The organism is Thiothrix litoralis, assembly GCF_017901135.1.
GTDB lineage: Bacteria > Pseudomonadota > Gammaproteobacteria > Thiotrichales > Thiotrichaceae > Thiothrix > Thiothrix litoralis.
The window spans coordinates 1,949,250-1,966,374 of sequence record NZ_CP072801.1 but is presented as its reverse complement, the minus strand read 5'-3'; the positions used below and the strand labels follow the sequence as shown (position 1 = coordinate 1,966,374).

At 52.6% G+C, this 17,125-nt stretch carries 16 protein-coding genes; 7 read left to right on the top strand and 9 right to left on the bottom strand.

The window, feature by feature from the left end; translation table 11 throughout:
• The first annotated feature begins 129 nt into the window (after window positions 1-129).
• Window positions 130-1,281 (top strand): RNA-guided endonuclease InsQ/TnpB family protein, encoded by a 1,152-nt coding sequence (locus J9253_RS09525; RefSeq protein ID WP_210222581.1) that lies wholly within the window; start codon window positions 130-132, stop codon window positions 1,279-1,281.
• 76 nt (window positions 1,282-1,357) lie between these two features.
• Here J9253_RS09525 and J9253_RS09520 read toward each other — a convergent pair whose 3' ends face one another.
• The 7 genes from J9253_RS09520 to J9253_RS09490 form a co-directional block, all read right to left on the bottom strand.
• Window positions 1,358-1,588 carry an OmpA family protein gene (locus J9253_RS09520; protein ID WP_210224350.1) on the bottom strand — a complete coding sequence of 77 codons (231 nt, stop codon included), beginning with the start codon at window positions 1,586-1,588 and terminating at the stop codon, window positions 1,358-1,360.
• A gap of 107 nt (window positions 1,589-1,695) precedes the next feature.
• Window positions 1,696-3,477 carry a hypothetical protein gene (locus J9253_RS09515; RefSeq protein ID WP_210224349.1) on the bottom strand — a complete coding sequence of 594 codons (1,782 nt, stop codon included), beginning with the start codon at window positions 3,475-3,477 and terminating at the stop codon, window positions 1,696-1,698.
• Window positions 3,458-4,906, bottom strand: coding sequence for a DUF3131 domain-containing protein (locus J9253_RS09510; RefSeq protein ID WP_210224348.1), 1,449 nt, complete (start codon window positions 4,904-4,906; stop codon window positions 3,458-3,460). The genes J9253_RS09515 and J9253_RS09510 overlap by 20 nt, the downstream gene beginning before the upstream one ends.
• Window positions 4,899-5,420, bottom strand: a complete 522-nt coding sequence (locus J9253_RS09505; RefSeq protein ID WP_210224347.1) for a hypothetical protein — start codon at window positions 5,418-5,420, stop codon at window positions 4,899-4,901. The genes J9253_RS09510 and J9253_RS09505 overlap by 8 nt, the downstream gene beginning before the upstream one ends.
• 59 nt (window positions 5,421-5,479) lie before the next feature.
• Window positions 5,480-6,817 carry an ATP-binding protein gene (locus tag J9253_RS09500; protein WP_210224346.1) on the bottom strand — a complete coding sequence of 446 codons (1,338 nt, stop codon included), beginning with the start codon at window positions 6,815-6,817 and terminating at the stop codon, window positions 5,480-5,482.
• Window positions 6,817-7,365 carry a heme NO-binding domain-containing protein gene (locus tag J9253_RS09495; protein WP_210224345.1) on the bottom strand — a complete coding sequence of 183 codons (549 nt, stop codon included), beginning with the start codon at window positions 7,363-7,365 and terminating at the stop codon, window positions 6,817-6,819. The genes J9253_RS09500 and J9253_RS09495 overlap by 1 nt, the downstream gene beginning before the upstream one ends.
• 45 nt (window positions 7,366-7,410) lie before the next feature.
• Window positions 7,411-7,767, bottom strand: coding sequence for an Hpt domain-containing protein (locus J9253_RS09490; RefSeq protein WP_210224344.1), 357 nt, complete (start codon window positions 7,765-7,767; stop codon window positions 7,411-7,413).
• A 157-nt stretch (window positions 7,768-7,924) separates the two neighbouring features.
• On the opposite strand from J9253_RS09490, the gene J9253_RS09485 reads away from it, so the two are divergent.
• The 6 genes from J9253_RS09485 (at window position 7,925) to J9253_RS09460 (ending at window position 15,511) form a co-directional block, all read left to right on the top strand.
• Entirely contained in the window at window positions 7,925-9,127 is a 1,203-nt protein-coding gene (locus tag J9253_RS09485) for a PP2C family protein-serine/threonine phosphatase (protein ID WP_210224343.1), read from the top strand.
• Between the two features lie 84 nt (window positions 9,128-9,211).
• The gene (locus J9253_RS09480; RefSeq protein WP_210224342.1) at window positions 9,212-9,550 is read left to right on the top strand and encodes an STAS domain-containing protein; all 339 of its coding nucleotides are present in this window, start codon (window positions 9,212-9,214) and stop codon (window positions 9,548-9,550) included.
• Between the two features lie 134 nt (window positions 9,551-9,684).
• Complete coding sequence (locus J9253_RS09475; protein WP_210224341.1) at window positions 9,685-10,116, top strand: ATP-binding protein; 432 nt, start codon at window positions 9,685-9,687, stop codon at window positions 10,114-10,116.
• A gap of 2 nt (window positions 10,117-10,118) precedes the next feature.
• On the top strand, window positions 10,119-12,314 hold the full coding sequence (locus tag J9253_RS09470) for a glycoside hydrolase family 2 protein (protein ID WP_210224340.1): 2,196 nt from the start codon (window positions 10,119-10,121) through the stop codon (window positions 12,312-12,314).
• 12 nt (window positions 12,315-12,326) lie between these two features.
• Window positions 12,327-14,198, top strand: a complete 1,872-nt coding sequence (locus J9253_RS09465) for a glycosyltransferase (RefSeq protein WP_210224339.1) — start codon at window positions 12,327-12,329, stop codon at window positions 14,196-14,198.
• Window positions 14,195-15,511: a DUF3131 domain-containing protein gene (locus J9253_RS09460; protein ID WP_028489371.1), complete on the top strand. Its 1,317-nt coding sequence runs from the start codon at window positions 14,195-14,197 to the stop codon at window positions 15,509-15,511. The genes J9253_RS09465 and J9253_RS09460 overlap by 4 nt, the downstream gene beginning before the upstream one ends.
• On the opposite strand, the gene aroB is transcribed toward J9253_RS09460, so the two are convergent.
• Together aroB and J9253_RS09450 are read right to left on the bottom strand one after the other, a co-directional pair.
• A complete protein-coding gene (gene aroB, locus J9253_RS09455) occupies window positions 15,512-16,588 on the bottom strand; it encodes a 3-dehydroquinate synthase (protein ID WP_210224338.1) in 1,077 nt (358 codons plus the stop codon).
• Window positions 16,569-17,111 (bottom strand): shikimate kinase, encoded by a 543-nt coding sequence (locus J9253_RS09450; RefSeq protein ID WP_210224337.1) that lies wholly within the window; start codon window positions 17,109-17,111, stop codon window positions 16,569-16,571. Before J9253_RS09450 ends, aroB begins: the two co-directional genes overlap by 20 nt.
• Between the last annotated feature and the right edge of the window lie 14 nt (window positions 17,112-17,125).

Genomic DNA, 17,125 nt, shown 5'->3' with positions numbered 1-17,125 from the left:
ATACCCCGTCCTTCAGGTCGGGGAGGGATAGCGCGTCGGCGGAGCCGACCCTGTTCTCGCTCCTCTTTTCGTTTACGCTATTTTGGTTAAACAGGCACAACGAACACGGCATGGACTACACTGTGAGTCATGCCAACGAAACGCGCCTACCAATTCCGGTTTTACCCAGACCCGCAACAAGAAAAGTTGCTGGCGCAGACGTTTGGTTGTGTGCGTTACGTGTACAACAGCATTTTGCGTTACCGCACGGATGCTTACGATCAGGCTCAGGAAAAGGTCAGTTACCTGGGTGCTAATGCGCGGTTGACCGCCATCAAGAAGCTGCCTGAACGGCTTTTTCTGAACGACGTTTCCAGTGTTCCGCTGCAACAATGCTTGCGGAACCAACAAACCGCGTTCAAGAACTTTTTTGAGGGCAGGGCAAAATACCCTGTCTTCAAATCCAAAAAGCACCGACAGTCGGCAGAATTTACTTACCGTGCTTTTACATACCGCAACGGTGAATTGAAGCTGGCGAAGTGCGATGCGCCGCTGAACATTCGATGGAGCCAGCCACTTCCTGCTGCCCCGACCACTGTCACCGTGTCCAAAGATCAGGCCGGACGCTACTTCGTGTCCTGCTTGTGTGAATTTGAATCCACGCTGTTGCCCGTCACCAACAAAAAGGCTGGCATTGACGTGGGCATCAAGGATTTGTTCGTCACTAGCGACGGCTTCAAGTCCGGCAATCCCCGCCATACCGCCCAACACGCGGTTAAACTGGCGAAGTATCAACGCCGTCTTGCCAAGAAGAAATTCGGCAGCAAGAATCGGCTGAAAGCTAAACGCAACGTTGCCCGTGTTCACGCGAAGATCTCCGATTGCCGGTCGGACAACTTGCACAAGCTGTCCCGCAAACTGATTAACGAGAACCAAGTCGTTTGCGCTGAAAACCTCGCTGTGAAAAACATGATTAAACACCCAACATTAGCCAAGCACATTGCCGATGCGAGTTGGGGGGAATTCACCCGCCAGCTTGAATACAAAGCCCACTGGGCAGGCAGGACGTATGTCGAAATCGACCGTTTCTTTCCTTCCAGCAAACGCTGTAACGGCTGCGGTTTCGTGAAAGAAAACATGCCGCTGGCCGTGCGGTCTTGGGAATGCCCGGAATGTGGCGCAACCCACGACCGTGACGTGAATGCAGCACGTAACATTTTAGCCGCCGGGCTGGCGGTGTTAGCCTTTGGAGAGAATGTTAGCGGTGATGGCATTTCGGTGTCGTTGTCCTGTTCTCGATGAATTAGGAATCCCCTTCCTTTAGGGAGGGGAGGAAGTCAAGTTGCCTTTCCTTGTGCTTACTTCGGTTTGATCGGTGTCACCAATTGCGGATGGCAACCGCACGGCGGGCAGACAGCACGTCGTTGGCTTCTTCGTCAGTGTCGCGCTGGTCGGAATACGTTTCGACCCGATAGCGGTATTGTGAGCACGCTTTCATGTTATCCGCAACTTTGCCCAAAATCACGCTTTTGGCGCGGCTGATCGTGGCGGAAGCAGTGGGAAATATTTCGGCGTACTGAAGGATGTCCAGATACCGGCGGTGCAGCATTGTGCATTGTATTCGATGCGCGGTTCGCCCGCTTTGAATGGCTCCAAATGCTTGGGATAGCTGGGGAACATGCTCATTTCTAGCTGTCCCGGCGTGTCGGGCAACGCTTAAAACTGCCAGCTCCGGCTCACCGTAATCGCGCCATCTTTCAGGTTGTCGCCGGGGAACTGGTTTTTGCCGTAGTTGGCATATTCGATCTTTACGCCACCCGGTTTGGGGCTGGAATAGCCGACCACATAATTCCAGTTCGGCTTGCCGCCTTCGAGGGGTACGCTGGCAGTGGCTCGGGTGTATACGTTGGGTTTGGGGTTCCATTGCATGGTGCCGCTAAGGCTGCGCTTGCCCTTGACGGGAATGCTCAGGTTGGTGGAGGCCGCCAGTTTGTGTTTGGTGAGTTTTTCCGATTTAATTTTTTTGCCAATATTGACCACTGCCTTGTCCAGTGCCAAGCCTTCGCCCGGTTTGATCGGCCCCCAGTTGTTGACCTGTGCTGACATACCGCCCGGTTTATAATCTGCGTAGCCCGCGCTCCACGAATACCCCATTTCGCCCTCCTTGAGCGAGGCATTGCCGCTGACAAACCAGTTGGGTTTGGGTGACCAAGTGGCACTGGCAGATAAACTGTTTTTACCATCCTTGAGTGAAACGGTGTTGGCAAAGCTGCCTGCCAGCCGTAACTTCTTTTTCTTGCTGTTGTTTTTCCTGTTTTTATCAGTACCAATAATGCCGGTGGTGCTATGAGCTTGTTGGTTAGCAGATGCTGTTTTCTCCTCGTCTTCGATGTATATGGGAATATCGCCACCCGCCGCTATCGGAATAACGGCTGGCAGGTTCATCTGCTCTTTTGCCGTGTGCAGCGTTGGCGGGGGGGCAGCTTTGCCAACCTCTCCTTTTGCACCCAACGCAGCTTGTGAAGGGGGCGTGGGTGTTGGCAGGGACAGTATGAGCGGCGGTGAAGTGGTTGGCGTCACTTGCGTTTCCCGGCTTTGCTGTTGTGCCTGTCGGGTTTGCTGCCGTATCTCACGCTGTTTTTTGCGTTCAGCTTTATTGGATGCCAACGGTACTTTGCTGGTTTTCTCTGCCGTTTTTTTGGGGAGAGTTGCTTTGGTTTTGGTGGTGGCTGCCTCCTTTGTGTTGGGGAGAGCCTTTTTCTGTGACGTTGCCGGTTGTTTAGCAGGGATCACCTGACAGGTGTTGTCCCATTTGAACGGGTAAGCTTGGGCAATTTCTTCCGGTATTTCGGTCAGGGTTAAAGCGTGATTGGATACCGCCGCCGAAGGGGCTTCTGCCTCACTGACCAATAGGCCGGTTGCCGGGTGTGGGAAACAGCGTTTGCGGTAAATTTCGTGTAGAAACAGGTGGTAAGCTTCGGGTGCGATGCGGATTTCATCCAGCAGTTTGGGCACAAAGCGTTTGGCTGGATCGGGTGTTAAAAATCCCCATTCGCGGAAGCCTTTCGACTTCAGCGGTGTTTCATCCGCCGCCAGCATCTTGTACAGCTTTTTTTGCCGCAAGATCAGATCGTGAAGTTTCTGATCTTCCAGCACCTCGCAGTAGCCCCATTGCAAGGCGATCCGTTCGGCTTCTTCCCGCAAGTCGGGGAAGCGTTCGGCGGTGGATTTTAAGGTATCCAAGGCAATATCCAGCAACCCGGCATGGAGAGAAGGCTCCGATTTTTGCCCTAGCCATTCATCCGGCCACTGCTGACCGGGTGGAGTAATATTGTTCAAGGTTTTGAGGATTTCCTGGGCTGACTTGGCATCTGTCGCACATTGCAGCGCGTGCAGTTTTTGTTGTAAGGGCGGCGGGGGGTCATACGCCATCGCTGGCGTAACCAATACCCCCCCACCCAAAGAGAGCAGTAAAAACTTATTGAGTGGCGCAGACATCGCACGTTCTGGCAGGAATGGCGTCTGTCTTTATCTCGCGCTGGCAGCGTTCGCACATGGGGTGGAATTCGCCATATTTTTTGTACAGCAGCAGGCTCATGATGATGCCGTTGGTATTGGCAGTAATGGCCTTGTTGTAGCCACCGCCACTTTCGTAAATGCCTGAGTACCAGCCACGATCCGGGTTATAGGCAGAGTTGACGGTGTAGGCCAATTCCTTGCTGTAAGGGTCAGCCGGGTAGAGCAAGGCCATGGAGAGCGCGGCTTTTACCGAGGTGGTTTTGAGGCTGTCGTAACGCACGCCCTTGTCGGTGGTGGTGTTCCACGGCAAGCCAGCGGTAAATATGGTGTTGTAGAGGAAGTACGGTTTCTGGTCGATATTGTCTTCGGAAACGGCGGTAACAATCCCGGTTTCTTCCCAGCGGCGTTTTTGGACTTTGTAAATATTGTCCAGCAGCGGGCGGTTTTCAGCGTCAATGCCGTTTTCAATCGCATCCATCGCATACGATTCGGTAACAACGTAGTTGTATGCGCCTAAATCACGCGGGTCACGTCGGTCATAAGCAATTGGTACGTCATAAATATTGATGCTTGTACGGAATTCGTTGTTATAGGTGGCAGCGACGTGTTGGTCATAGCCGAGCTTGCGGAAAATCTTGCCTGCGTATTGCTCATATCCTAAGCGGCCTTCTTGTGCCACGACCATATTTTTAGATACCGGGTCACGATACAGGCCAAACATTTGTCCGTCTTTGATCAGGCGTTTCATATCCCAGCGTTTGATGACTTGTTTGGCGGGGTTGGCGTATTGCGGGTGCATACAACTGAGGGTATTCAGCCATGACACTAACCGCGCCAAATCCAGTGCGGAAACGCCAATACCATCGGGCGTTGGCTGGTTGCGGTAATCGACCATTTCACCTTTGATGGCGTGATATACTTTGTTGGGTGCTTCTTTGTTGAACAGCTCCATGCTGTTGAGGGTTTTGAACATGGCGCGGACGCGCTCATCAAAATCCTTGTCATCAATCAGGCCGAAATCACGGGCGGCAATGGTGGCAGCGAGTGCTGAGCCGGTATCCCACATGGTGGTGGAGGGGTATTTATCGGCAGCGTTGTACAGCCCGGTTTCCGGGTTATAGTTGTTTTCAAAGTATTTCCAGGCGATTTGTGCCATTTCCATGTCGGTGCTGCACAGGGCTTGGGGATTGCCCAAACAACTGTTGTCCGGGCCGGTGGTGAGGGCGCAGAAGGTGTCGTTGCGCCCAGAAGTCGAGCCTGTTTTCAGCATTTGCAACAGGCTGGGGGAGTCGCTGGCAACGTTAGTCGTTACCGACGGTGCGCTGCGGTTGCTGAAAAAAATGATGAGGCCAGCCAGCAGCAAACCTGTCAGCCAAGCCAACCCTGTTTTGAGTTTATGGTTATTCATGACCCAGCTCCCCTAGGACAGCTTCGATTTCCTTGCTTACAGCGTCGGGCGCAGTGCTGGTGTCACCGCTTTTCCAGGCCGCCATGAATTTGTCGATCGGCCCCATCAGCGCTTGCAGGCGGGTTTTTTGCGCGGTGAGGGTGTCGCCTGCTTGCCAGATCGGTTTCTTGGCGCTGGCAAGTTTTTCAGCCGCTTCTTTGCCTTTACCGTCGGTGCGTAACTGATTGGCTTGTTTGAGTGTGGCGAGGATATTGCTCAACTCACTGCGTTGCTTGGCTAAGGCTTGCTGCTTTTTTTCGGCTTCATCGGCTGCTTTGCCCTGTTTGCTGGTGACGGCGTTAATCGCATCAATTTTGATTGCAAGGGGTGCAAGCGTTTCTGCCAGCACGGTGGATGAGCCTTGCTGTAACGTGGTGAGCACCTGTATTTCGGCGCGTAGTTGTTGGTTCTGGAATACCAGGTAGCTGATCAGCACCAGCGACATGCTGAGCACGACATGTTGAAAGTGGTTCATTGGCGGTATTACCCCCTTTGCTATTATTTTTTGTTATGTATTAGGGTGTTGTGCCTATCTCAGGCAGTGACCAAACACCACGCCTCAAGTGTGGTTGCTAGGGTGTTGATCTGGATGGGTTTGGTCAGGCAGGCATTCATGCCCGCAGCTATATAGGCTTGTTCGTCGCCCTTCATGGCATTGGCGGTCAGGGCAATGATGGGCAGGTGACGATCCGGGAATTCGGCGCGGATTTTTTCAGTGGTTTCCACGCCGCTCATGCCGGGCATCTGGATGTCCATCAACACCAATGCAAAATCTTCACGACGTAAGCAGTCGAGTGCCTCGAAGCCGTTTTCTGCCAAGGTGAAGTGATAACCGAGTTTGGCGAGCATTCCTTTGGCAACCATCTGGTTGACTTTATGGTCTTCCACCACGAGGACGCGTTGATTACCGCCATCTGCGATAGGGGTTGATGGCTTCATGGGTATGTCTGGCTGGGCTGAGGAAGCTAACCCGGTAGAGTCTGCGATGATGGGTAATTCAAACCAGAAGGTGCTGCCGACACCTTCAGTGCTGTGTACGCCGATCGTGCCACCCATCAGGTTAGCCAGTTTGCGGCTGATCGCCAGACCCAGCCCGGCACCGCCGTTATTGTGCTGATCGTAGCGGCTGATTTGGCTGAAAGCGTGGAACAGGCTGTTGAGTTTTTCCGGGGAAATGCCCGTACCGCTGTCTTGTACTTCAAAGCGTAATGTTTTGGTATTCGCCTGGGAGCGGGATACCCGTACCGTGACTTGCCCAGCGGTGGTGAATTTGATGGCATTGCTGATCAGGTTGAGCAAGATTTGGCGTAAGCGCAGGGCATCGCCACATAAGTTCGTGGGAATATTTTTCTCCACGCTCAGCACCAGTTCTAGTTGTTTCTGGCTGGCAACAGTGCGCATGGTATCGATGATATTGGGCAGGATGCTACAGAGTTGGAAGGGTTCTTCCAGTACTTCCAATTTGCCTGCTTCCAGCCGTGAAATGTCGAGAATGTCGTTGATAATGCCCAGCAAGGATTGTGCAGATTGCAGCACAGTGTCGAGTTGCTGGCTTTGTTCGGGGCTTAATGGGGTGTCTTGCAATAGCGTCGCCATGCCGATGATGCCGTTCATCGGTGTGCGGATTTCATGACTCATGGCTGCCAGAAACGCGCTTTTGGAGCGGCTGGCAGAAAGTGCCTGATCGCGGGCTTCGGTCAATTCCTGAGTGCGTGTGGTAATCGTATTTTCCAGAGAGCTGGCTACCGCCCGCAATTCGTGGTTGGCTTGATACAGCTCCAGACTTTTGCTTTCCAGTAACTGCTCAGCCTGTTTACGGGCGCGGCGCTCGCGTTCCAGACGGCGTTCCAGACGGGTTAGCTGATCAATCATTAGGCTGTCATCCGGGTGATGTGGAATTCAACATGTGTGCCCTTGCCTGCGGAACAATCCACTACTTCAATCTGTGCTTTGGTTTGGTAGTGGTTGATGCAGCCTTCGATTAGCCCTTCCGCTAGAGTGGCAAACGGGTGTTGCGAACGGTAGATCATGATCAGTTTTTGTGAGCCTTCACGGCGGGTTTCAAAGGTGGGTAGTTGGGCATCCGGGTAAAGTTTGCGTACTTCCACATGAACGTAGTTTTCGATGGAATCGAGAAAATCGAACATATCCGGGCTGTTGGTGAAGAATGTCGGGTAAAGCACCACAAAGCGCCCGAAAAGATACTGCCCAAAGGCTTTGACCAACGCAGGAACGGGCATTCCCGTTTGTTTGGAAAGGCTCTGTACCAGCGTAACCATTTCGGAGTGTGGGTAAGTGCCGACAGTGGTGTAAGCACCCCCGGAGGGCAGGTCGGATGCTTCAATAATGTCGTCAACCATATCGGCGGAAAAGGTCTGTTCCACCATTTCCATGAACTCCGTAAACACTAAACCTTTCATGCGGTATTCCCGTTGTTATTGTTGTGATTTATTTGTACTGTTTAATTAAACGGCAATTGCTTGTTGTTTAAGCCATTCGAGAACTTGGGTATATTCAGCTTGTAACTGGCTTAAATGGAGCGCTGCGGCTTGATGGTCATTGTTTTCACGATAGTCTTCCAGTAAGTGGGCAAATTCCGCTAACCTAAAAGCACCAATGAGCTTGCTACTGGATTTGAGTTTGTGGCAAAGCGCACCGACCTGCGGGCTATCTTGTGTTGCAACACATTGTTTTAGCGTAATAAGACACTGCTCGGTATCTGTGGTGAAAAGGCCAATCAGTTCGGCGAACTCATCTGCCATAATTTCTTGCAACTGGCTATAGGTTTCTTCGTCAACGGGGGTGTGTGTCATCGTTGTCATCGTTATTACCCACTGGTTTATTTATCCGGCACGTCTCAAAAGTACCACTTGCCGGAATTGTGTTTTTTATAATTTCTATCTATATCGACAATTTATATTTTGATGTTAGCATAGAACTATTCGAGTGTTAATAACCGCATAAAAACAATATATGAGCATGAACATCCTAGTTGTCGATGACGCCAGAGATATGCAGTTAATCCTACGTCGCATCCTGACCCTGATGGGACATCAGGTGGTGCTAGCTGACCATGGTCAGGAAGCATGGGAGCTGCTCCAGAAACATAATTTCCAAGTAGTGATCAGTGATTGGGTAATGCCTGTCATGGATGGCCCAACCTTGTGTCGAACGATCCGTTCCGCCGAGTTACCGCACTACGTTTACATCATTTTACTGACGGGTATGTCGGGCAGGCAAAACCTGATTCTGGGCATGGATGCTGGCGCGGATGATTTTTCCACCAAACCTATCGTGCGTGAAGAATTGGAAGTGCGCTTGCGTGCGGCTCAGCGTGTGCTGAATCTGGAAAAGACGCTTGAGGAAAAGAACCGCCATCTGGGAAGTGTCAATCAATCCTTGTCAGCGGCACAGGCATTGATCCAGAGTGATTTGAAGCGGGCGGCTACCTTGCAAACCGGGGTGTTGCCGATCCAAAAGAGCTTGGGGCGCTTGTGTGTTGATTGGTTTTTCCAGCCTGCCCAGTACATTGGTGGCGATACTTTTAACTACTTTCCGATCAATGATGAATTGCTGTTTTTCTATTCCATTGATGTGTCGGGGCATGGCATTTCCGCCGCCTTGCTGTCGATGTGTTTGCAAACCTTACTCAGTTCAACGGGCGAACTGTATTGCATGGATGAACTGACGCGAGCGAATGCGGCAAGTTTCCCGGCGCGTTTGGCGGAGAATCTGAATCATCACTTGAATCATGTGCTGGATACCGGAGACCATTACTTGACCCTGATCATGGGCGTAGTGGATACGGTAGACGAACGTTTGTATTTCGTACAGGCAGGACATCCGCAACCTTTCCTGTATAACCCCGCCACCCAGCAGGTTGAGCGAATCGAGTGTACCGGTTTCCCGATTGGGCTATTACCGGACATGGAATATGAAACCATTGATCTGCCATTTCCACCCGGTAGTCGTTTTATTTTGTACTCTGACGGTATCCTGGAATTGCAGCATCCATCAGGTGATCCCATGACCGAAGATGATTTGCAGGAGCGTTTACAGGCGTTGAGCGGCCTGCCTGCTCGTCAGCTTGTTTCCCAGTTGGGTGAGCAGTTGGGGCTGGGTAGGGAGGATGATGACAAGCCGGATGATATTTCCCTGCTAATCATTGACTTCTGTGGCTAGCTAAAACCCTTAATTATAGATATAGTTTATTTAATAATTATTACTATAAATGCAAGACAACATCAAACCAAGAGGACAACAAGAATGAAACTCTCTACTCACACCCAAGGTGAATTCACCGTTGCGGTCATTGGCGAAACCCGTATGGATGCCGCCGTAGCCCCCGAACTCAAACAACAGATTGCCCAGTTACTGGATGATGGCGCGACCCGCATCGTGCTGGATCTCAGCGCCGTGACTTTCATGGACAGTAGCAGCCTTGGCGCACTGGTCAGCCTACTGAAAATGGTCGGCAACCGTGGTGATCTGATCATCGTTGGCGCAAAAGGCATCGTTGCCGACCTGTTCAAACTGACCCGTATGGATCGCGTCTTCCGCATGGCGGATAGCGTGGATGCAGCACTGGGTGCAGTGGCGGCGTAATGTGGGCTTACCGTGTATTTGAGAGGAGGGGCTTCTATGAAAGCGATAGCAGGGAAGGGGACGCGGGTGCGCTCCATTACCAACGAAATGCCGGGTGCCTACGAGGGGCGGTTTGAAGAAGCGGAGGCAGCCTGATGGAAACCGAGTATAAACAATACAATATCCGCCTTTCCATCGACAGCCGTCTGGAACAGGTGCGGGTACTTTCCGGTGCGCTACGGGGCATCGGCAAGGAACTGGAACTTTCCGACGACAAGCTGGGGCAGCTCGAATTGATGATGGTGGAAGCTGTCAACAACGTCATCGAACATGCTTACCAAATGCAGGGTGGCAATGATGTACAGGTGCGGGTCGACTACAGCCCGGCAGCCGTACACCTGATCATCTCTGACAGCGGGCATACCATGCCGGAAGCCGTGCATTCCGAAGCACGCGATATGCCTAACCCGGAAGATTTGCCGGAAGGTGGTTGGGGCATGGGTTTGATCCATTTGCTGGCAGATTCCATCCGTTACAGCATTGATGCCAAGGGCAACCACTTGCACGTCAGCAAGCAGTTGGGTTGACGATGCAACGGGCTGTCGGCGTAGTGATGACGGTGTTACTCCTGCTATTGCAGGGGTGCAGTGTGATGCCGTCCGTTCAGCCGGTTGCCATCACACCTGCTGGTTCACTGGCTGGGACGTGGGAATTCCTGCCTTCTGGTTCAGCAGCTATGCTCGCCGGGAATGCCCAATGGCAAGCCATCAACGTTCCCGCCAACTGGTACACCCAAGGCTATGATCATCATGGCGTTGCGTGGTATCGGCTCAAGTTTTCTGCGCAAACTTCCTCAGAAACGGTGTCTACCCTGCATTTCGGCGGGGTGGATTACTTTGCGGATGTATGGCTGAACGGGAAGCAGATCGGGTCACATGAAGGTTATTTTCAGCAATTTTCGTTCGATGTTTCGCAGAACCTGAAGGCTGGCGAGAATACCTTGCTGGTCAGGGTGAACAGTCCGCAAGAAAAAGCGGAAGATTATTCGTTGCATAAACGCTTGATCAAAGGCATTTTTTCGCACCACGACACGCGCCCCGGTGGGGCTTGGTCGGATCGTGGGCAAGAGCGTAATACCGGCGGTATCTGGGGTGAGGTGAATTTGCGCCAGACGCAGCAGGTACAAATTTCACCGCGCCAAATCCGCGTCCAGCCCACCAAAGGCTTGGAACAATGGTTGGTGTCGGTGGATCTGGATGTGTTGGGGAAAGTGCCACAGGGTACGGAGTGGCAATGGTCGGTTGAACCTGTTGGGTTTGCCGAAGAGGGCGTATGCAATACGCCCCTACAATGCCCGCGTAGGGGCGTATTGCATACGCCCTCTTTATCCATTCCCATCACCAATCCCAAACGTTGGCATCCGCACGGCTACGGCGACCCAAACCTCTATAAGCTGACCGTCAGCGCAGTACAAAACGGCAAGGTGCTGGATAGTTTCGAGCGCACTATCGGCTTCCGCAAAGTCCGCCAGTCACCGCAGGAAATCTGGACGATCAACGACCAGCGCATCCAGCTCAAAGGCACTAATTACATTGCCAACCAGTGGCTTGCTGAGATGAAAACGGAAGATTTTCGCCGTGACATCCAGTTGATGCTGGACGCCCATATCAACACCGTGCGGGTTCATGCCCATGTTACCGCCCCAGAGTTTTACCGCCTGTGCGACGAAATGGGTTTGATGGTGTGGCAAGATTTCCCGCTGCAATGGGGGTATCAGGATACGCCGGAATTCCAGCAGCAAGCAGTGTTGCAAGTGGGCGACATGATCCGCCAGTTCGGGCAATACACCTCCATTATTCAGTGGACACTACACAACGAACCGCCATGGGATGCGGACTGGATGAAGTGGAAATACAAGGATTACGACCCACAGCAAAACAAAGTGCTGGATAATCAGCTCTATCGCGCTGCTGTTGCGCTGGAGAAAACCCGTCCGATCAGCATGATTTCCTCGACCAAGGAACACCCGTGGCTGGGCTGGTATTCCGGGAGCTGGCTGGATTATGCCAAACCGACCAAACACGCCACCATTGCCGAATTCGGGGCGCAAGCTTTACCCGATAAGGCTACGTTGAGCAAAATTCTGGGACATGAGGCGGAACTACCCACGACGGATGCACAGTGGCAGGAATGGGCATTCCACAATTTCCAACGCAAGGAAACCCTAGAGATTGCCAAAGTTCCGCAAGGCAAAACGCTGGATGAATTTATCACCAATACCCAGCAATATCAGGCGCGGTTAAACCAGCTTGCGGCAGAATCTTACCGTCGGCAAGCCTATCGTCCGGTGGGGGCGCTGTTCCAGTTTATGCTGGTGGAAGATTGGCCTTCGATGAATTGGGGTATGGTAGATTTCTGGCGTAAACCCAAACCGGGCTATTACGCTTTGCAACGTGCCTACCAACCGATTTTGCCGAGTCTGGCTTGGAACAAGGTTGACTATAAAACAGGCGAGTCTGTCAGCGTGGGCTTATGGGCATTGAATGACAGCACCGCCAGTTACCCGCAAGCGCAGTATCAGGTCAAACTGTTATGCGGCAAGCAAACGCTGGATACGCAAACGTGGGCATTTGAGCTGAGCGCGGATATGCACCAGCACTTGCACGATTACCGAGTACCGGCAACTGAAGCCGGTGAGTATCGCCTTGAAGCCAGCATTCTTGATGCTAAAGGGGCATTGTTAAGCACGAATGAATACCGCTTCACCCTCCAATCACAACAATAAAAATGAGTTGCTATGGGATTCTATTTCGACAAGTTTGAAGAGCGCAAACCTGAGCCGCCGCTGGCATATTCGGCGGTTACGGAGAGCATTTGGCAATTTTTCGCGGTTATCGCCCTGACGTTAGGTGCATGGTATTTGTGGTGGCGCTGGACGGATTCGCTTAACCCGGATGCCTTGTGGTACGCCATTCCTTTGGCGTTTGCGGAAACCGCGTCGTATTTTGGCTTGGGTTTGTTCGTGTTCAACTTGTGGAAAGTGCAGGATTACGAGCAATTGCCACCGCCCGCTAAACTCGACGAGGTGGTGCGCCCCGGTCATGGCGAAGAACGTCCGTTGAAGGTGGATGTGTTTTTCCCCAGCTACAACGAAGACGTGGAACTGGTACGCCTGAGCATCCGCGATGCCAAAAAAGTGACGTATCCACACGCGATTGACCTGAAAATTTTCGTGCTGGATGATGGCAAACGTCCTGCCATGCGTCAGGTGGCGGAAGAAGAGGGCGTCGGTTACATCACCCGCACCAGCAATATCGGTTTCAAAGCAGGCAATTTGCGCAATGCGATGGAACAGACTCACGGTGATTTCATCGTGATTTGTGACGCGGATACCCGCCCGTTCCCCACTATTCTGGAACACACGCTGGGCTATTTCCGTGACCCGGATGTGGCATGGGTACAAACCCCGCAATGGTTCTTCGATCTGCCGGAAGGCAAGCGTTTGCCGGATGTATTGGGTAAATACCTGAAAGCACCGGGGCGTTGGATCGGCAAAGGCGTGGAAGCGGTGATCGGCGAACTGCGCGTTGGCGAAGACCCGTTCGTGAATGAGCCAAAAATGTTTTACGACATTATCCAGCGCCGCCGTAACTGGGCGAATGCGTCGTTTTGTTGCGGGGCTGGTTCGATCCACCGTCGTGAAGCGGTGATGGAAGCCGCGCTCAAAACCTATTCCGACACCATCGAAAAGCAGGTGGGCAAGCAGTCCAAACAGTTGCAGAAATTGATGGGTGGAGAAGCGCTGGATAGCGGTTTGGTGCAGGAAATGCGCCATCAGGTGGCGGGTGAGGAAGAATTTACCCCCTACCGTTTCCACGTTTCCGAAGATATTTATACCTCTATCGTGCTGCATTCGGATGAGGATCGTCATTGGAAATCGGTACTGCACCCGGCCGTCGAGTCCAAAATGTTGTCGCCGCAAGACTTGTTGAGCTGGACGGTGCAACGCTTCAAATACGCAGGTGGCACGCTGGACATCGTGGCGCATGATAATCCGATAACGCGTAAGGGCATGAGTTGGGCGCAACGGTTGATGTATGGGGCAACCGCGTGGTCATACCTCGGCGGTATCTGGAACATGATGTTTCTGGTCGCACCGTTGATTTACCTGTTTAGTGGCATTGCGCCGGTGAGTGCTTACACTGGGGACTTTTTTCTGCACATCCTGCCGTTCCTGATTGCGATGGAGCTGGCCTTCATGGTGGGGACGTGGGGCGTTGCGGGCTACCGTTCCAAGGCGAGTTACTTGTCGTTTTTCCCGGTTAACTTGCAAGCGATTTGGACGGTATTGAAAGGTGAACAGATCAAATTCCCGGTGACGCCGAAAGACCGGCAAGAGGGCAATTTTTTCCATCTGGTGCTGCCACAATTTGCGGTGATTGTATTGACGGTATTGGGGATTGTTTACGCTAGCGTGCAATTTTTTGTGCTGGGTAATCACGATTATTCGATGGGGGGTATTCTGACCAATCTGTTCTGGGGCTTGAATAACATTCTGGCGTTGAGTGGTATTGTGATGGCAGCATTTTGGCAGCCAGATGCGGAAGAAGCCGTTACCGAGGAAGTAGCTCAACCCCAACAATATAAAAATAATGAGGTGACAGTATGAGTTTTAAACAGAGCTTGGTGCGTGCGCGTAGCCATTTGATTTTTTTGACGGGGTTAGTCACCGCGTTTGGTTTGGTTGGCTGGTTGGAAGGGCTTAGTGTCGGCAATGCGAATACGCCTGAGGCGATTATTGAGGCCAATGCGGATGTGAAAATTGCTCCAACGCGTCCGCTGACTGCGCAGGAAATGGCGTGGGCGAAAACGGCGTGGCGTTATTTCCAGAACAATACCATGCCGGAAACTGGGCTAGTGAACTCGGTGGATAAGTATAATGCCTCGACTTTGTGGGATACCTCGTCCTACCTGATGGCGGTGATTGCGGCGCAGCGCTTGGGCATTATTGACCAGAACGAATTCGATACGCGTATTGCCAAGGCGCTGGATTCCCTGACGAAAATGCCGCTGTTTGAAGGCAAACTGCCGAACAAATCCTACAACACGATTTCCCTGCAAATGGTGGATTACACCAATCAGCCGAGTGAAAAGGGGATTGGTTGGTCAGCGATCGACATCGGGCGGGCATTGGTTCCGCTGAATGTGTTGGCGTGGAATTACCCGCAGCATACCGCTTCGGTCAAAAAAGTGATGGAACGTTGGGATACGCAGCCGATGCTGGTGAAAGGTACGTTGCAAGGTGCGGCGGTTACTGCTGCGGGCAAAACCGAATACCTTCAGGAAGGGCGTTTGGGTTATGAGGAATACGCGGCGAAATCCTTCAACCTGATGGGGTTGGATGTGGCTAATGCCTTGCGTTACACCGATTTCCTCACGTTTGTTGATATTGATGGCATTCAGGTGGCAACGGATAGTCGCAGTGCGCAGCAATACGGGGCGCATAACTACGTGGTCAGCGAACCGTACATTCTCGATGGTGTGGAATTCGGTTGGGATCATCTGTCGCAGGAACTGGCATGGCGCGTCTACAAGGTGCAGGAAAAACGCTTTGAGGATACCGGCATCCTCACCGCTGTATCGGAAGACAATATCGATAAGCCGCCGTACTTTGTTTACAACACCGTGTTTACCAATGGCAAAATTTGGAATGCGATCACCGAAAAAGGTGAGGATGCCAGCCAGTTCAAAACCCTGAGTACCAAAGCGGCGTTTGGCTGGCACATGCTTTACGAAACGCCTTACACCCAGAAACTAATGGATAAAGCCGCCACGTTAACCGACCCGGAACGCGGTTGGTATTCCGGGGTGTATGAAGTCAGCGGTGAACCCAATAAGGCGCTGACTGCCAACACCAACGGCATCATTCTGGAGACGTTGGCGTATAAGCAGAGTGGTAAGCTGATGAAATTGGGGAAATAATTAAATTTCCCGATTCAATACCCGTTTGAGTGCCGCCGGATCAAAGTCGGCGGTGACGATGGATTCGCCCAGCGATTTCATCAGGATGAGGCGCAAGGTGCCATCCAGCACTTTTTTGTCTACCGACATATAGCGGGTGAAATCCTCGCCCGTCATCTGTGCGGGCGGGACAACCGGCAAGTTGGCGCGTTGCAGGATGTGGCGCGTGTAAGCCACGTCATCCGCCGCCAGCCAACCCATTTGCTGTGACAGTTCCGCCGCCATTACCATGCCGGTCGCAACCGCTTCGCCGTGCAGCCAGTTCCCGTAACCCATTGCCGCTTCAATCGCGTGGCCGAAGGTATGCCCTAAATTGAGCAATGCGCGTTGCCCGGATTCGCGTTCATCCGCCGCCACGACTTCTGCCTTGTGTTCGCAGGAACGGAAAATCGCGTAGGTGAGGGCTTCCGGGTCACGCGCCAGCAGTTTATCCATGTTCGCATCGAGCCATTGCAGGAACGCGGGATCACGGATCAGGCCGTACTTCACCACTTCGGCAATCCCGGCGCTGAGTTCGCGGTCGGGCAGGGTGTTGAGTGTGTCGGTGTCGATCAGCACGCATTGTGGCTGGTGGAATGCGCCGATCATGTTTTTGCCGAGCGGGTGATTCACCCCGGTTTTGCCGCCGACGGATGAGTCGACCATGGCTAGTAAGGTGGTGGGAATCTGGATAAAGTTGATGCCGCGCTGGTAGCTTGCCGCCGCATAGCCTGCCATATCGCCGACGACACCACCACCCAGCGCAATCAACGTGGTTTTGCGGTCAGCTTTGCTTTCCAGCAAGTGGGTGTAAATCTGGTTGAGTACGTCGAGGTTTTTGTATGCTTCGCCATCAGGTAGGGTGACGGTGGAATGTTTCAGGCCGGTCAGCATTTGCTGGGCAGCAGTCAGGTAGAGCGGGGCGACGGTGGTGTTGGAAACCACTACGGCACTGTTGCCCTTGATGTGGGGCGTGACCAGTTCGGCGTGTTGCAGCAAGCCTTGCCCGATGTGGATCGGGTAGCTACGCTCGCCAAGCTCAAGATTCAGCGTTTGCATGGGTAACATCCTGTAATTGTTTTAGTTTGGCGTGAATGTCACGCAGGATGACATTCACTTTTTGTTTGCCGGTAGGCATGATCAAATCAGCAACTTCCATGTACAGCGGCTCACGGGCTTTGAGTAAGTCCCGCAAGGTTTGCATGGGGTTGGCGGTTTGCATCAAGGGTCGGGTTTTGTCGTGGCGGATGCGCTGAAAAAGCTGTTCAGCCGAGGCACGCAGGTAGATGACCGTGCCACCTGCCTTGATGTGTTCGCGGTTGATGTCCCGCAAGACACTGCCGCCGCCGGTGGCAATCAGGGTATTGGGTAAAGCGGTTAGCTCGGCAATGACCTGTTCTTCACGCTCACGAAAACCCGCTTCGCCTTCAACGGCAAAGATGGTTGGAATGCTGACGCCTGTGCGTTCTTCGACTACCTTATCGGAGTCGTAAAATGTTAGGTTCAGTCGACGGGCGAGGTGTCGGCCTATGGTGGATTTTCCCGCGCCCATCAAACCCACCAGGATGATGTTATTTTGCATCCCGGATTTATGCC

Coding starts and splice junctions, on each gene's coding strand:
- J9253_RS09500 (WP_210224346.1), bottom strand. CDS start 6,817: ATGATTGATCAGCTAACCCGTCTGGAACGCCGTCTGGAACGCGAGCGC.
- J9253_RS09495 (WP_210224345.1), bottom strand. CDS start 7,365: ATGAAAGGTTTAGTGTTTACGGAGTTCATGGAAATGGTGGAACAGACC.
- J9253_RS09470 (WP_210224340.1), top strand. CDS start 10,119: ATGCAACGGGCTGTCGGCGTAGTGATGACGGTGTTACTCCTGCTATTG.
- J9253_RS09485 (WP_210224343.1), top strand. CDS start 7,925: ATGAACATCCTAGTTGTCGATGACGCCAGAGATATGCAGTTAATCCTA.
- aroB (WP_210224338.1), bottom strand. CDS start 16,588: ATGCAAACGCTGAATCTTGAGCTTGGCGAGCGTAGCTACCCGATCCAC.
- J9253_RS09520 (WP_210224350.1), bottom strand. CDS start 1,588: ATGCTGCACCGCCGGTATCTGGACATCCTTCAGTACGCCGAAATATTT.
- J9253_RS09480 (WP_210224342.1), top strand. CDS start 9,212: ATGAAACTCTCTACTCACACCCAAGGTGAATTCACCGTTGCGGTCATT.
- J9253_RS09515 (WP_210224349.1), bottom strand. CDS start 3,477: ATGTCTGCGCCACTCAATAAGTTTTTACTGCTCTCTTTGGGTGGGGGG.
- J9253_RS09510 (WP_210224348.1), bottom strand. CDS start 4,906: ATGAATAACCATAAACTCAAAACAGGGTTGGCTTGGCTGACAGGTTTG.
- J9253_RS09450 (WP_210224337.1), bottom strand. CDS start 17,111: ATGCAAAATAACATCATCCTGGTGGGTTTGATGGGCGCGGGAAAATCC.
- J9253_RS09475 (WP_210224341.1), top strand. CDS start 9,685: ATGGAAACCGAGTATAAACAATACAATATCCGCCTTTCCATCGACAGC.
- J9253_RS09505 (WP_210224347.1), bottom strand. CDS start 5,420: ATGAACCACTTTCAACATGTCGTGCTCAGCATGTCGCTGGTGCTGATC.
- J9253_RS09525 (WP_210222581.1), top strand. CDS start 130: ATGCCAACGAAACGCGCCTACCAATTCCGGTTTTACCCAGACCCGCAA.
- J9253_RS09460 (WP_028489371.1), top strand. CDS start 14,195: ATGAGTTTTAAACAGAGCTTGGTGCGTGCGCGTAGCCATTTGATTTTT.
- J9253_RS09465 (WP_210224339.1), top strand. CDS start 12,327: ATGGGATTCTATTTCGACAAGTTTGAAGAGCGCAAACCTGAGCCGCCG.
- J9253_RS09490 (WP_210224344.1), bottom strand. CDS start 7,767: ATGACAACGATGACACACACCCCCGTTGACGAAGAAACCTATAGCCAG.